At 63.3% G+C, this 14,420-nt stretch carries 14 protein-coding genes and 1 tRNA gene; 5 read left to right on the top strand and 10 right to left on the bottom strand.

Translation table 11 applies throughout. From position 1 onward, the window contains the following. Nucleotides 1-29: 29 nt before the first annotated feature. A complete protein-coding gene (locus NSO95_RS08220) occupies nucleotides 30-1,103 on the top strand; it encodes an Rv3169 family protein (protein ID WP_257595708.1) in 1,074 nt (357 codons plus the stop codon). Nucleotides 1,104-1,257: 154 nt separating this feature from the next. Here the strand turns inward: NSO95_RS08220 and NSO95_RS08215 are convergent, their stop codons facing one another. The 3 genes from NSO95_RS08215 to NSO95_RS08205 all read right to left on the bottom strand — a co-directional run bounded on the left by NSO95_RS08215 (nucleotide 1,258) and on the right by NSO95_RS08205 (nucleotide 2,753). Next, a complete protein-coding gene (locus NSO95_RS08215) occupies nucleotides 1,258-2,184 on the bottom strand; it encodes an aldo/keto reductase (protein WP_257595707.1) in 927 nt (308 codons plus the stop codon). Beyond that, nucleotides 2,181-2,600: a 6,7-dimethyl-8-ribityllumazine synthase gene (gene ribH, locus NSO95_RS08210; RefSeq protein ID WP_257595706.1), complete on the bottom strand. Its 420-nt coding sequence runs from the start codon at nucleotides 2,598-2,600 to the stop codon at nucleotides 2,181-2,183. Before ribH ends, NSO95_RS08215 begins: the two co-directional genes overlap by 4 nt. 77 nt (nucleotides 2,601-2,677) lie before the next feature. Further along, nucleotides 2,678-2,753 (bottom strand) — tRNA-Lys (locus NSO95_RS08205). Between the two features lie 133 nt (nucleotides 2,754-2,886). Between NSO95_RS08205 and NSO95_RS08200 the strand changes: the two genes are divergently transcribed. Continuing rightward, the gene (locus tag NSO95_RS08200) at nucleotides 2,887-3,123 is read left to right on the top strand and encodes a hypothetical protein (protein ID WP_257595705.1); all 237 of its coding nucleotides are present in this window, start codon (nucleotides 2,887-2,889) and stop codon (nucleotides 3,121-3,123) included. Nucleotides 3,124-3,351: 228 nt separating this feature from the next. Next, nucleotides 3,352-4,071, top strand: coding sequence for a helix-turn-helix transcriptional regulator (locus NSO95_RS08195; RefSeq protein WP_257595704.1), 720 nt, complete (start codon nucleotides 3,352-3,354; stop codon nucleotides 4,069-4,071). 2 nt (nucleotides 4,072-4,073) lie between these two features. On the opposite strand, the gene rodA is transcribed toward NSO95_RS08195, so the two are convergent. The 5 genes from rodA to NSO95_RS08170 are packed head-to-tail and all read right to left on the bottom strand — an operon-like array spanning nucleotide 4,074 to nucleotide 9,750. After that, entirely contained in the window at nucleotides 4,074-5,186 is a 1,113-nt protein-coding gene (rodA, locus tag NSO95_RS08190) for a rod shape-determining protein RodA (RefSeq protein WP_257595703.1), read from the bottom strand. Beyond that, nucleotides 5,183-7,237, bottom strand: coding sequence for a penicillin-binding protein 2 (gene mrdA, locus NSO95_RS08185; RefSeq protein WP_257595702.1), 2,055 nt, complete (start codon nucleotides 7,235-7,237; stop codon nucleotides 5,183-5,185). Before mrdA ends, rodA begins: the two co-directional genes overlap by 4 nt. After that, nucleotides 7,237-7,791 (bottom strand): rod shape-determining protein MreD, encoded by a 555-nt coding sequence (gene mreD, locus NSO95_RS08180; protein ID WP_257595701.1) that lies wholly within the window; start codon nucleotides 7,789-7,791, stop codon nucleotides 7,237-7,239. Before mreD ends, mrdA begins: the two co-directional genes overlap by 1 nt. Beyond that, on the bottom strand, nucleotides 7,791-8,687 hold the full coding sequence (gene mreC, locus NSO95_RS08175; protein WP_257595700.1) for a rod shape-determining protein MreC: 897 nt from the start codon (nucleotides 8,685-8,687) through the stop codon (nucleotides 7,791-7,793). Before mreC ends, mreD begins: the two co-directional genes overlap by 1 nt. 19 nt (nucleotides 8,688-8,706) lie before the next feature. Further along, entirely contained in the window at nucleotides 8,707-9,750 is a 1,044-nt protein-coding gene (locus tag NSO95_RS08170) for a rod shape-determining protein (protein WP_257595699.1), read from the bottom strand. 191 nt (nucleotides 9,751-9,941) lie between these two features. Here NSO95_RS08170 and mutL point away from each other — a divergent pair, with 191 nt between their 5' ends. Next, a complete protein-coding gene (gene mutL / locus NSO95_RS08165) occupies nucleotides 9,942-11,735 on the top strand; it encodes a DNA mismatch repair endonuclease MutL (RefSeq protein ID WP_257595698.1) in 1,794 nt (597 codons plus the stop codon). Nucleotides 11,736-11,789: 54 nt separating this feature from the next. Here the strand turns inward: mutL and NSO95_RS08160 are convergent, their stop codons facing one another. After that, nucleotides 11,790-12,410, bottom strand: coding sequence for an SEL1-like repeat protein (locus NSO95_RS08160; protein WP_257595697.1), 621 nt, complete (start codon nucleotides 12,408-12,410; stop codon nucleotides 11,790-11,792). A gap of 235 nt (nucleotides 12,411-12,645) precedes the next feature. On the opposite strand from NSO95_RS08160, the gene NSO95_RS08155 reads away from it, so the two are divergent. Beyond that, the gene (locus NSO95_RS08155; protein ID WP_257595696.1) at nucleotides 12,646-13,161 is read left to right on the top strand and encodes a hypothetical protein; all 516 of its coding nucleotides are present in this window, start codon (nucleotides 12,646-12,648) and stop codon (nucleotides 13,159-13,161) included. A gap of 6 nt (nucleotides 13,162-13,167) precedes the next feature. Here the strand turns inward: NSO95_RS08155 and ychF are convergent, their stop codons facing one another. Then, nucleotides 13,168-14,268, bottom strand: a complete 1,101-nt coding sequence (gene ychF, locus NSO95_RS08150) for a redox-regulated ATPase YchF (RefSeq protein ID WP_257595695.1) — start codon at nucleotides 14,266-14,268, stop codon at nucleotides 13,168-13,170. Nucleotides 14,269-14,420: the final 152 nt, after the last annotated feature.

Raw genomic sequence — 14,420 nt, 5'->3', positions numbered from 1 at the left:
CGACAGGCTCAGGACAATCGGAGGTAAAGATGCTTACAAAAGGCGATGATTTTCCTATCCACCAGACGCCCGAACCGGTCGCCTATTCGGGCACCGACCGCAATTTCTACGACCGCTATTTCTTCAACGGCTACGGTCCCGATGGCGAGGATTTCTTTGCCGTGGCCTTTGGGGTCTACCCCCATCTCGACGTCGCCGATGCTCACTTCTGTGTCGTGCGCGACGGTATCCAGCACTGTCTCCATGCCAGCCGCAAGCTGGGGATGGAGCGAATGGATTTGACTTGCGGCCCGGTGCGGATCGAGATCGTCGAGCCGCTCCACAAGCTGCGTGTGATCGTGGAAGGGGAAGGGCTGGCTGCCGACATCACCTTCACCGGCCGCGCCTTCCCGATCGAGGAACCGCGCTTCGTCTGGCGGATCGGCCCGCGCACGGTGATGGACTACACAAGGCTAACCCAGAACGGCCACTACGAGGGCTGGATCGAAGTCGACGGCAAGCGCAAGGCGCTGGTCGCCGGGACCGCCGGGACGCGGGACCGCAGCTGGGGCGTGCGGCCGGTGGGTGCGAGCGATCCACAGTTCAATAACGGCTCGGCCGTACCGCAGTTCTTCTGGCAATGGACCCCGGTCAACCTGCCGAGCCGGAGCCTGTTCTATCACCTCAACGCCCATGCCGACGGCACACCCTGGAACACGCGCGGGGTGGTTGCACCCGATGGGAACGGGCCGGAAGCCTTCACCGACTTCCACGAACCCGAGATGGAGACACCACTGGATCCCGGCACTCGCTGGCCCGCCGGTGGGACCCTCAAGATGGGCGGCGAGAGCTTCGCCTTCGAACCGGTAGGCCGGTTCCAGATGCGCGGGCTGGGATATACCTCGCCCAAATGGAACCACGGGCTCGACCACGGTACGCTGGAGGTAGAACGCGAGGAGATCGACCTTGCCAGCGTCGATCCGGTCCGCCCCGACCATCTCCACGTACAGATGCTGTGCCGCGTCACCAGCGACAGCGGCGAGCAAGGGATGGGCGTGTTCGAGCAGCTCGCCATCGGCGACTATGCGCCGCTGGGCCTGAAAGGACTGTCGAACCCGGCCTAGGGTCAGGACCTATTAGTCGCGCAGAGCGTGGTTTGAAGCAATTGGCCCTGTAGCGAGGAGCGGGAGCGCAGAAAATGCGGCGCATTTTCAAGCTTCTGCGACGCTGCAACGGGGCCAATTGGTCAAATCCCTGCGCGACTTATAGGTCCTGACCCTAAGCTGCGGCGGTAAGCCGGGCGAGTTGATCGTCGCTCAGTTCGACCTGTGTGAATTCGAGCAACTCATTAAGCTGATCGACCGTCCGCGCGCTGGCGATGGGCGCCGGGATACCGGGCTGTCGCACCAGCCAGGCAAGCGCGATGGCGGACAGGCTGGCACCAGTTTCGGTAGCCACTGCGTCCATCACTTCCAGCACTTGTGGCCCCTTTCCACCAGCGAGTTGCTGAGCGCGACCGCCGCGCATGGACTTCGCGAAATCCTCTTCGGTCCGGTACTTGCCGGTCAGGTAGCCCGAGGCGAGACCGAAAAAGGGCAGCATGGCGATGCCGCGCGACTGCGCCAACGCTTGCAGGTCCGGCCCATAGGCTTCGCGATTGACCAGGTTGTATTCGTTCTGCAGCGCGGTGAAGGGTGTTGCTCCGGTCGCATTGGCGGCATCGAGTGCTGCACCTAGCCGTGCCGCGTCGAAGTTCGACGCTCCGAGCGCAATGACCTTGCCGCTTTGCACCGCGCCGTCGAACGCCTCGACGATTTGACCGATCTCCAGCTCGGGATAATCCTTGTGTGCATAATATAGATCGATCGTGTCGCTGCGCAGGCGCTCGAGCGATGCGTCGAGGGAGTGGAGCACGCGTGCCGGTTCGTAAAGTTCCGCCCCGCCCAGCATCCCGGTCTTGGTGTGGATGCGCATGTCATTGCGCACGCTGCGGCTCTCCATCCATTCGCCGATGACGGCTTCGGACTCGCCGCCCTCGTGGCCCGGAACCCAGGCGGAATAGACATCGGCGGTATCGATCATCCGTCCACCGGCTTCGTAAAACGCGTCCAGCACGGCGAAGGCACCATCGCCCTTGGCTGTCCAGCCGAAGACATTCCCGCCGAGCACGAGGGGGATTCCGGCGATATAGCTGTGCTCGCTCACGCGTATTTTGCCCGCAGGTCCAGCAACGCCAGCGCCGCCTTCGCCGCTTCGCCGCCCTTGTCGCCCTGCGCCGGATCGGCGCGGACGATGGCCTGCTGCTCGTTCTCCACCGTGAGGATGCCGTTGCCGATCGCGACGCCGTCCATCGTCAGCGCCATGACGCCGCGCGCGCTCTCGCCGGCGACGATCTCGAAGTGGTAGGTCTCACCGCGGATCACCACGCCGATGGCGACGAAGCCGTCGTACTGGCCGCTTTCAGCGACGGTCGCGATGGCTCCGGGAATTTCGAGCGCGCCGGGCACCGTGAGGATATCGACCTCGTGCCCCGCCGCCTCCAGCGCGCCGCGCGCACCGGAAATCAGCATATCGTTGAGGTGGTCGTAGAACCGGGCTTCGACGATCAGGAAACGCGCCATGCAACACTCCGCAAAACAGTTGCGGCGCGGTTAGCGGATCATCGCAGTTTGGGGAAGAGGGCCAGAAGCCTGGGGGGTGGTGGACGCTGTAGGGTTCGAACCTACGACCCGCTGATTAAGAGTCAGCTGCTCTACCAACTGAGCTAAGCGTCCATTTGCCAATTTGGCAAATCCCGAATCGCGAGGCGGCGGGAGGCGCTGCATATAGCGATCCCGCTCGCGATGAAAAGGCCTATCTTGATGAGTTCGACCGGTCCGTCAGGGTTACTTTCGAGGCCAAGGGATCATGCTGCACCTGCTCCAATTGGACCCGTCCTTCGATCCTGAGCTCGTCGACGGCACGCAGTATCACGGGCTGCGGTGCATCGATCCGGTGATGAAGGTCACGCAGGGCGAGCGTCGTACCCGCCTGCTCGCACGCTGTGAGCAAGGCGATGATTTCGCTAGATATATCCTGCGCTCCGGTGTCCTTTCCGGAGCTTCGAGGTGCGCCGCGCAGTCGCGAACGCGTGCCCTTGAGTAGGCGCGCCAACATGGCCGGTCTCCAATGTGCCGGAAAGCCAAAGCCCCGGTGGTGGTAGTCTTCCCCTGCGGATTTCGAGGCGGTTTGCCGCGTTTGCCGCCGGATCGGGCGGACTCCAGGCAACCGAAAAAATCAGCGCCGGTTGCGGCGCTGTTCTCGAATTGGCTTTTCTGATAGAGCGGTTCCCGGACGCCTCAAGTCCCGCAAGCGGGGGACAGGAAAGCTTTGGTGGAAGCACTGGACGTCTTGGAAAGCAGGATCGAGACCTTTGGCACATTGCCCGAGGTGTTCGACTTTGTGCGCGATCAGGCCATCGAGCTCGGCTTCGTGCGCATGAGTTATCACATGTCGCCCAAGTTCGACGCGCCCATCTCGGCCCGAACCGTCGTCTATACCCACGGCTTCCCGCCCGAGGCGGAAAGGCTTTACGGCAATCTGGAGTTGCGCAAGCTCGATCCAATTCCGCAGCGCACCTTCGAACTGGGGCGGATCACCTATTGGGCCGATGCGATGCGCGACTGCGCCGACCGGCCGGGCGTTGCCCAATTCGCCGAGGCCTTCGCAGCGTTCGGACTGGAGCATGGCTTCGGCATACCGCTGTTCGGCCCGCGCAGCCGCGATGCCTATGCCAGCTTCGATTTCGGACGACCGGCGACTGAGGAAGATGATGCCGCCATCGTGCAGATCCGCAGCCTGTCGCAATTCGCCCACCAGCGGATATGCGTCCTGATCGAGACCTCGCGCGAACGGCCGCAGCTGTCGGAGCGCGAACTGGAAGTGCTGCAATGGATGGCGCGCGGGAAGTCGACCACCGATATCGGAACGATTCTCGGGATTTCGCCGGAAACCGTGCGAACCTACAGCCAGCGGATCTATCTCAAACTCAAGGCGTCGGACCGGATCGGGGCAGTGGTCAAAGCGATCAAGCTGGGACTGGTCGAGGCCTGACCCTAGCTGGCGATCCCCCGCCGATGGCGGTTCCAGCGATTGATCATCATCAGCATCCCGATGCAGATCATGTTGGTCATCATCGATGAACCGCCATGGCTCATCCAGGGCAAGGGCATTCCCTTGGCCGGCATCATGCCCATCACCATCAGGAGGTTGACTGCAATGTAGAAGAAGATCGTCGCAGTCGCCCCTGCCGCAAGAAGCGAGCTGAAGCGATCCTGCGCACTGCGTGCAACCTTCATGCCCCATCCAAGAATAAGGCCGTACATCACGAGGACGAAGATCCCGCCGATCAACCCCCATTCCTCGGCCATGGTCGAGAAAATGAAATCGGTGTGCGCTTCGGGCAGGTAATTGAGGTGGCTCTGCGTGCCTTCGTTGAAGCCCTTGCCGAACAGGCCCCCCGAACCGATTGCGATCTTGGACTGGGTGATATGGTATCCGGTACCCAGCGGATCGTTTTCGGGGTCGAGAAAGGTCAGGACCCGGGCACGCTGGTAATCGTGCAAGGCAAAGAAATAGACCAGCGGTGCCGCCGCGATGCCTACTCCACCGGCGGTCAGGAACCACCACAGCGGCAAGCCGGCGAGGAACATCACCACCGCCCCGCCAAACACGATTGCCATCGAGGTGCCGAGATCGGGTTGCATGAGGACGAGAATGATCGGGAGCATGATGAGCACGCCCGGAGGGACCAGCGATCGCCAGCTTCCCACCATGCCTGATGGCAAACCGGCGAAGAATTTCGCGAGCGCAAGGACCAGCATCGGCTTCATGAGCTCAGACGGCTGGATGCGGATCGGCCCGGCTTCGAGCCAGCGCTGGCTGCCCCCTTTGACCGCGCCGACAATCTCGACGGCCAGCAGCAGGAGCAGGACACCTCCGTAAGCCGGATAGGCACCCCACTCGATGGTGCTGCGCGGAAGGCTGGCAATCACCAGCGCCATGACAAAGAAGACGGCGAAGCGAAGCAGATGGGAAGAGGCAAAAGGCTGGAAATGCCCGCCTGCCGCCGAATACAGCACGACCGCCCCGAAAACCACCAGCAGGAACAGGGGAATGAGCATTTCCCACGGCTGGCGGGCGATAGGGGCGGGGATGCGGCTGTTCATTCGGTTGCCCCGGTGATGACGGAGTCGACATTCCGCGATCGGTTCACCGCCGCGTCGGAAGCCTGGACAGCCGGCCTCGCCGCCTCGATCCGTGCTTCCGCATCGACACGGTCGAAGATCTCGGTTTCACGGATGGGGGCCGCTTCGGCAAGTTCGCCCGCATCGGCGGCATATTGCGCGTACTTGCGTGCGAGCCGTTGTTGCGCCGTGCCACCCCACTGACTTTCGAGCGCATAGAGCGCTTCGAGGCCCTTGGCCGGATCGAACAGGAAGGTCGTCACGTCGCGCGCTATCGGATAGGCTGCCCCTGATCCCCCGCCATGCTCGATCACCACCGCGCCGGCATATTTGGGTTTGTCGAACGGGGCGAAGAAAATGAACAGGCCGTGGTCGCGATATTTCCATGGTCCGGACCTGCCGTCCGAGATGCTGAGCGACACCACCTGTGCCGTGCCCGTCTTGCCTGCGATCTTGATGTCATCGAACGGCAGGCGGCCACGCCCGGCGGTGCCTGGGCCGTTGACCACATCGCTCATCGCCTGGCGGATGAACTGCTTTTGCTCTGCCGGGAAGCCAAAGGCATCGAAGATCGGCTTCTTCGCGCTGCCGAGCAGTCGCGGCATGACCTGCTGACCGGTCGCGATGCGGGCCGCCATGACCGCCAGCTGCAACGGGTTGGACAGCATGTAGCCTTGGCCGATCGTGGCGTTCACCGTGTCGAACACGGCCCATGGCTGGTTGTACTTGCGCATTTTCCACGCCGGGTCGGGCACCGTGCCGTAAAACTGGCTGACCACCGGCAAAGGAAATTCCTGCCCCATGCCGCAGCGGCGCGCCATCGCTGCGATCGGGTCCATCCCGACCCGCTGCGCCATGGCATAGAAATAGACGTCGCAGCTCTGGTAGATCGCCTTGGCCATATTGACCGAGCCATGCCCCCCGCGGTTCCAGCAGCCGAACACGCGGTTGCCGACCCGCAGTCCGCCGCCGCAGCTGACGGTCTGCTCAGGATCTATGCCCGCTTCGAGCAGCGCCATCGACACCATCGGCTTGACCGTCGAGCCGGGCGGGTAGAGCCCTTTGAGCACCTTGTTGCGCAAAGGCACCCGGTCGTCGTCGCGCAGCATGGCATATTCCACCCGCCCGATCCCGTCCGAAAAACTGTTCGGGTCGAAGCTCGGCATCGATGCCATGCACAGCAGGTCGCCGGTCTCGCAGTCCATTACCACCACCGAACCCGACTCGAGCCCGATGCGGCGCGCGGCATAGTCCTGCAGCGGCCCATCGATCGTCAGCTTGACCGCCTGACCTTGCACATCCTCGCGCGTGTCGAGGTCGCGCACGATGCGTCCCGAAGCTGTGACCTCTACCCGCCGCGCTCCTGGTGTGCCGCGCAGTTCCTGTTCGAACTGCTTCTCCAGACCGTCCTTGCCGATCTTGTAGCCCGGGGTCACGAGCAGCGGGTTGCGATCCTTCTCGTACTCCTCGGCAGAAGCCGGGCCGACATAGCCGATCAGATGGCCAACGCTGGGCCCGGTGGGATAGAATCGCGAAAAGCCGCGCTGCGGGATGACGCCCGGCATTTCCGGCACCCGCACGCTGATCGCCGCGAATTGTTCGTAATTGAGCCCGGTCGCGACTTCGAGCGGCTGGAACCCGCGCGATGTGGCGACCTTGTCCTTCAGATCCTGGATCTTGGCTCGATCAAGCGACAGGAGCGTGCCGAGCTGCTCGAGCGTCTTGTCCGCGTCGGGCATCCTCTCGGGGATGATGTCGACCCGGAAATCCGCACGGTTGGAGGCGAGCGGCGCACCGTTGCGGTCGAGGATCCAGCCCCTGCGCGGCGGAATCAGCGAGAGGTTGACCCGGTTGCTTTCGGATTCGGTTTCGTACTTCTCGTTCTCGGCGATCGCGATGTAGCCCATCCGCGCGGCGAGCAGCACCCCGATGCCCGCTCCCAAGCCGCCGATCACCACGCTGCGGCGCTCGTATCGGCCTTCGAGGATCGATTGGCTGATCGGCGGAGCGGGCCGTTTGGGACGGCGGGCCATCAGCGAACTTCCCTGAACCGCGTCAGGCGAAGACGGTCGAGCCTGGCCACCAATCTTGCAATCACCGGAAAGAGCACAATCGCGAGCACGATCTGAGGCAAGAGCGCGATGACCATAGGTGCGCCTAGCTCGCCGCCGGAAACGATCGCGGCCGCTACGATATAGAGCGTAGTGAAACCGGCAACGGTCAGCCAGTCCTGGACGAAGCTGCGCCACGGAAACCTGGCTTCGATGATATCGATGGCAATCATGGCGAGGGACCACAACAGCATAGCGCTACCGAATGGCTGCCCACTGAACAGGTCGTCGAACAGACCCAGCGGGAACCCGATCCATACAGGGAAGATGCCCGGCCGGATGATCCGCCATGCCATCAGCATCATGAATGCCAGCGGCGGCACATAGGGCACCGCGCTGGTGATGAAAAACAGCGGTAGCAGCGTGCAGAGCAGGATCGAGACGATGGGAACTGCAAACACCAGCACCGGCGATGGTGCCCGGTTGATCCGGCTGCCATAGGCGTCGCGGCGCGATTGCGGATTGACGCGTTCCATCACTCGGCGATGCTTTCGTCGACCGGTGTCGCGGCTGCGGAGATAGCCTCGGGCTGCCAGATCGGTTCGACCGAGACGAAGTTGGTCGCCGCCGGGTCGCTGATCGGGCGGGCAATGGCACCATCGCTGGTGACTTCGCTGACGATGGCAACCGCAGTGCCGGGCCGGTAGTAGCCACCGGCGCCGCTCGTCACCAGTACGTCGCCCTTGCGTAAGGGATTGATCCCGAGATTGATCAGCCGGATCTGGATCCGCCCGTCGCCGCGCCCTTCGGCAAAGGCGCTCGCGCGCCGCTTGGTGGAGGCAAGCCGGACCGGCAGCACGCTCTGGCTGTCGGTCAGCAGCAGGACGCGCGAGGTCGCACTTCCGACTTCAAGCACCCGGCCAATGACGCCGCGTTCGCTGCGCACCGGCATGCCGACCTGCACGCCCTCGGCCCGGCCGGCTCCGATATAGCCGAAGCGCCGCGCGCTGGTGGAGGTCGAGGCGATCAGCCGCGTCACCACAACCGGCTTCACCTCGGCCTCGGTAAGGCCCAGCAAGGCCTTCAGCCGCGCGTTCTCGGCCTCGGTCGCCTTCGCTTCGGCGAGGCGGATGCGGGCCAGTTCGACTTCCTTCTTGAGCTGCGCGTTCTGGCTTCCGGCGCGGAAATACCCGCTTATGCTGTCGAGCAGGCCTTTGCCATTGGTGCGCGCCCGGGCGGAAACCTCCCCGGCAGGGCTTGCAACATCATTGGCAATCTCGCGGGGTCCGCTGAATGCCTCCGGGGAGATAAGCGACAGGCCGAGTAAACCTGCGCCAACCACCGCGCCGATGGTGGCGAGTACATAGCCGGTAAAAACGGAATATTGGGCCCGGCGAGAGCTGCTCGAGCGCCGGGCGGAATTCGGCGCCATGATCCGCCCCCTTTCCCGTTCAGGCCGTCATCAGCACGCCGCGATAGATCGGATCCTCCATCGCACGGCCGGTGCCGACAGCGACACAGGTCAGCGGGTCTTCCGCAACGGTCACCGGCAGGCCGGTTTCCTCACGCAGGTGCACATCGAGGCCCTTGATCAGCGCCCCGCCACCGGTCAGCACGATACCCTGGTCGACGATGTCCGCCGCGAGCTCGGGAGCGGTGTTCTCGAGCGCGATGCGAACGCCTTCGACGATCGCCCCGATCGGTTCGGCGAGGGCTTCTGCCAGATGCCCCTGGTTGATGGTGATTTCCTTGGGCACGCCATTGACCAGGTCGCGGCCCTTGAGCGTGATCGTTTCGCCGATCCCGTCCTCGGGGGCGGTTGCGACACCGTAGTCCTTCTTGATCCGCTCCGCAGTGGCTTCGCCGATCAGCAGGTTATGGTGTCGGCGGACGTAGGACACGATGGCTTCGTCCATCTTGTCGCCGCCGGTGCGCACCGAAGTGGTGTAGGCGAGGCCGCGCAGCGAAAGCACCGCGACTTCGGTCGTGCCGCCGCCGATGTCGACCACCATGCTGCCGACAGGTTCGGTCACCGGCATGTCCGCCCCGATCGCAGCCGCCATCGGCTCGAGAATGAGGTACACCGCCTTCGCACCCGCGTTGCTCGCCGCGTCGCGGATCGCGCGGCGCTCAACCGAAGTCGAGCCCGAAGGGACGCAGATGGTGATCTCGGGGAAGCTGAACATCGTGTTCCGGCCGTTCACCTTGCGGATGAAATACTCGATCATCTTTTCGGCAATCTCGATGTCGGCAATCACCCCGTCGCGCAGCGGGCGGATGGCTTCGATGCTGTCGGGCGTCTTGCCCATCATCATCTTGGCCTCGTCACCGACAGCCTTGACCTTCTTGAAGCCTTCGATCGTTTCCATCGCCACAACCGACGGTTCGTTGAGGACGATGCCTTCACCCGGAACATAGACCAGAGTGTTGGCCGTCCCGAGGTCAATTGCGAGATTTTTGGAGCCGAATTTGAACAGGTTCGAGAAGAAGGACATTCGTCACTGATTCCGTTTAATTTCTCGGGCTTTGCCGCAGGTTGCTGCGACAGATGTGACCCGTATTTGTCAGGGGTGCCGCTCCCTTACTCGCGAGCGTGCAAAAACGCCAAAAATTTATCACCCGATTCGCGGAAAATTTTCTCCACCGGCCTCGAATCCCTCGCGCTTCATCGCTAGGCTTTCCGGCCATGCCGCTCATCCGCCGCCTGCCCGAAAATCTCGTCAACCGCATCGCTGCGGGCGAGGTAGTCGAGCGCCCTGCAGCGGCGCTCAAGGAACTGGTCGAGAACGCGATCGATGCCGGGGCGACGCGCATAGACGTGTCGCTGGTGGACGGCGGGCTGACCCGGCTCGAAGTGACCGATGACGGGTGCGGGATGACTGCGGAGGACATGGCGCTCGCGCTGGAACGCCATGCGACATCGAAACTCCCCGATGATGCGATAGAGCAGGTATCGACCCTCGGCTTTCGCGGCGAAGCCTTGCCTTCGATCGCCAGCGTTTCGCGCTTCACGCTCGAAAGCCGGGTGCGCGGGTCCGAGCAAGGCTGGCGCAAGGTGGTCGATCACGGTGCCCTGGTGGCCGATGAGCCCGCCGCGCTTCCGCCTGGCACGCGGGTGAGGGTGGAGGAGGTCTTCGCCAAGGTGCCCGCCCGGCGAAAGTTTCTGCGTACTGCGCGCAGCGAGTATGCCGCGTCGCTCGACGTCGTACGCCGCCTGGCCATGGCGCGGCCCGATATCGCTTTCACCCTCGAACATGCAGGCCGCAGATCGATCAACGTGCAGGGCGGCGAGGCAATCGCGACCCGCGTATCCGAGCTGGTCGCGCGCGAACTGGCGGACAATGCGGTGCCGATCGAGCTCGAGCGCGGCGGCATGCGCCTGAGCGGTATCGCAGGGCTGCCGACCTATAATCGCGGGGTGGCCGACCACCAGTATCTGTTCGTCAACGGGCGCCCGGTGAAGGACCGGCTGCTGACCGGCGCGGTGCGCGGGGCCTACGCCGACATGCTCGCACGCGACCGGCACGCGGTGCTCGCGCTGTTCCTCGATCTGCCGCCCGAAGAGGTCGACGTGAACGTCCATCCGGCGAAGACCGAAGTGCGTTTCCGCGATGCCGCAGGGGTGCGCGGTTTCATCGTATCGGGCCTGCGCCAGGCGCTCTCCACGGGCGACCGGCGCAGCGCGCAAACGCCCGACGCGGCAGCCATGGGGCGCTGGCAATCCGAGCCTGCCAGAGAAGAGCCCGCAGCCGCGCTGCGCTCGATCTTCGACGGGCGGGACTGGGGCGCGCCGCAGCAGCGTGTGGCCGCGCCGGCGATGCCCTATCGCCACGATACCGGCGAAGTCATTGCCGAGCCGCAGGGCAGGGCGGAGGTCGCCGAGGAGGCAACGCAGAGCTATCCGCTCGGCATCGCGCGCGGGCAGGTCGCCAACACCTATGTCGTCGCCGAGGCGATAGATGGTCTGGTGATCGTCGACCAGCACGCCGCGCACGAGAGGCTCGTGCTCGAACGCCTGCGCGCGGCGGGGGCAGGGGAGGCGGTGAAACGCAGCCAGGCGCTGCTGCTGCCCGAAGTAGTGGAGCTGGGCGAGCCCGACTGCGACCGGCTCGAGGCCGCGATCGGGCAATTGGGCGAGTTGGGCCTCGTTATCGAGCGTTTTGGCCCCGACGCCATGCTGGTGCGCGCGGTTCCGTCGGCGCTCGCGAAATCCGATCCGCATGCCCTGCTGCGCGATCTGGCAGACGATATCGCGAAACACGGCGAGGCGATCCTGCTGGGCGAAAAGCTCGATCTCGTGCTGGCTACGATGGCATGCCACGGATCGGTGCGGGCAGGGCGCACACTCTCGGTCGCCGAAATGAACGCCCTGCTGCGCGAAATGGAACGCACCCCCCGCTCGGGCCAGTGCAACCACGGAAGGCCGACCTGGGTCAAGCTGTCGATGGAAGACGTCGAGAAGCTGTTCGGAAGGCACTGATAGACATAGCCATTGTCGGTAACCGTCGGTTCTAGCTATTTCCGCGGCAATTGATTAGCCGGTCGTATTGCTGGAAATGGTATCGTCAAATGCTGCACGGAGCATTCTAATTCCCTCAGGAATCTTTCGCAGCCCAAAGCGCCCTCTTGCTGTCCAACGTGCCAGCATTGCCTTGGCACCGGGGTGTCCAGCATCTGCCGCTCTCAGCATTGATTCGCGTCCTTCGACGGCCGTACGTTTGCTAGGGTGAAGGCGATATGAGTTCCAGCCATGCCAGAAGAAGGCCGGAATGTACTCGTTCTCGATCCCATCTGCTAATGTGCTTGGCCAGAGGTCATGAGCGCCGCGCTTAAATAGCAAGCTGGCATAGCTTATGGTCGAAATCCATGAACCCGCACAAAGTCCGCGCCGGAAAAAATCCTCGGCAAGTTCTAGATTCTCTTCGACACCATAGTTGCCCAGGTGGAGGGTTCCTGCCCATCTCATTGCGAAAGCGGAGCCCTCGTCTGCCAACTCGCTGAATTTCTGCAAGGCTAGGGCTGGATCAGTTTTCACCAGCCTTCCAGCTTCACTTGCGCGGTTCCGCAATTCCTCGCTTTCATCCCAAGGCTCCCATTCGCGGGAAAAATCTTCCTCCCATTTGTAAATGGAATTCCAAAAGGCGTTGCCATTCAACTCGGGTGGGCAAAAACGCTCGCAGAGCCAATTGCATAGACGACAAGCCATTGTAGCTAGTTACCACGAATTTCGCGAAAGCACACTGGCAAGAGCGTTTCGAGCAAGTCCGATTTGCGCCTCGATTATCGATCGGTTGGTGCCTTTTTCACGGGTTGAATCTGGAAATGGGCGAGCCGCTGGAACCGTCAGACTATGGCTTGCGTTAGGGTTAGCAAGCTTGATCAAGCTGGAAATGAACGGCGGCCGACAGGCTGTTTGGAAGGCACTGATGCGCACGACGACGATGATCCTGCTCGCAGTCGCGCTCGCATCCTGCGCGGTTGAACCCAAGTCAGAACCCGTCGATATCGAGCAGATGAATAAGGACGCGCTCGGTCCGCCGGTGCCGATCACGCTCGAACCGATCACCTTCGCGCGGATCGAGGGGGATGGCCTGTTCGGTGCGGGGTGCAATTTCAGCGAGACCCAAGGCGGCGACCTGTTGCTGATCGCGCAGGGCGAGTATGCGGCGTTCCTGCTCGATGGAGAGGTGGTCAAAGCCTCGCCCGACATGGGCTCTGACGAGCTGTCCTATGCGGCGCGCGCGAAGTACGACGGCATGGCCAACTCCATCCGGCTCGAACTGGACGAGACCAGCGGCGCGCAGAGCGGGATGGAGACGGTTTCCTATCCGGGCGCGCTGACCATCACCGACGACCGCGATCGCCCGGTTTATTCTGCCAAGGGATATTTCGATTGTGGCGCCTGATTGGCTTCAAACGTTGAACTTGAACAGCAGCACGTCGCCGTCCTGCACCAGATATTCCTTGCCTTCCTGGCGCAGTTTGCCTGCATCGCGCGCGCCGGATTCGCCTCCAAGCGCGACATAATCGTCGTAGGCGATCGTCTCCGCCCGGATAAAGCCGCGTTCGAAGTCGGTGTGGATCTCACCCGCCGCCTGCGGGGCCTTGGCACCGTCGGGGAAGGTCCAGGCGCGGGCTTCCTTGGGACCGGCCGTGAAGAAGGTCTTGAGGCCGAGCAGCGCGTAGCCCGCCCGGATCACCCGCGCGAGGCCGCTTTCGCTGAGGCCGAGGTCGGCGAGAAACTCGGCGCGATCGTCCACCGGCATGGTGATCAGATCGGCCTCGATCGCGGCGGAAACCACCACCGCCTGCGCGCCTTCCGCCTTGGCCTTGGCGAAGACCTGCTCTGACATGGCGTTGCCTTCGGCAGCATCGGCTTCGGATACATTGCAGACATAGAGCACCGGCTTGGCGGTGAGCAGCTGCGCCTGTTCGAACAGCTTCGCCTCGACATCGTCTTTCGGTTCGGTCAGCCGCGCGGGCTTGCCTTCCTTCAGCAGGTCGAGCGCCTGCCCGAGCACGCTGGCAAGCGCCTTGGCTTCCTTGTCCCCCGCCGTAGCGCGGCGCTTGGCGTTCTCGACCCGCTTTTCGAGGCTCTCGATGTCGGACAGCATCAGCTCGGTCTCGACCACTTCGGCATCGGCCAGCGGATCGACAACGTTGTTGACGTGCTGGATATCGTCATCCTCGAAGCAGCGCAGCACGTGGACGATGGCGTCGACCTCGCGGATGTTGCCGAGGAACTGGTTGCCGAGACCTTCGCCCTTGCTCGCGCCTTTCACCAGGCCCGCGATATCGACGAAGGCAAGCTGGGTCGGGATGATCTTGGCCGAGCCGGCAATCGCGGCGATGGTGTCGAGCCGCTCGTCCGGCACGGCAACCTGGCCGACATTGGGTTCGATCGTGCAGAAGGGGTAATTGGCCGCCTCGGCCTTCTGCGTCTCGGTCAGGGCGTTGAACAGGGTGGACTTGCCGACATTGGGCAGCCCGACAATTCCGCAACGGAAACCCATGAAATACTCCGGTAAGCTCTGGTTTCGAAACCGGCCCGATAGGCGCGCCGGTCCGGTTTGACCAGTCACTGTCTCCTTGAGCGTCCGCTGCGGGTTACGATAAATTCACCTGCGCCGGGTATCGGCGGTAACGATGTCTCGCCGCCGTTCCC

The organism is Parerythrobacter lacustris, assembly GCF_024626475.1.
Classification (GTDB): Bacteria; Pseudomonadota; Alphaproteobacteria; order Sphingomonadales; family Sphingomonadaceae; genus Parerythrobacter_A; species Parerythrobacter_A lacustris.
The sequence above is the reverse complement of the archived record's forward strand: the minus strand, read 5'-3'. Positions and strand labels throughout refer to the sequence as shown.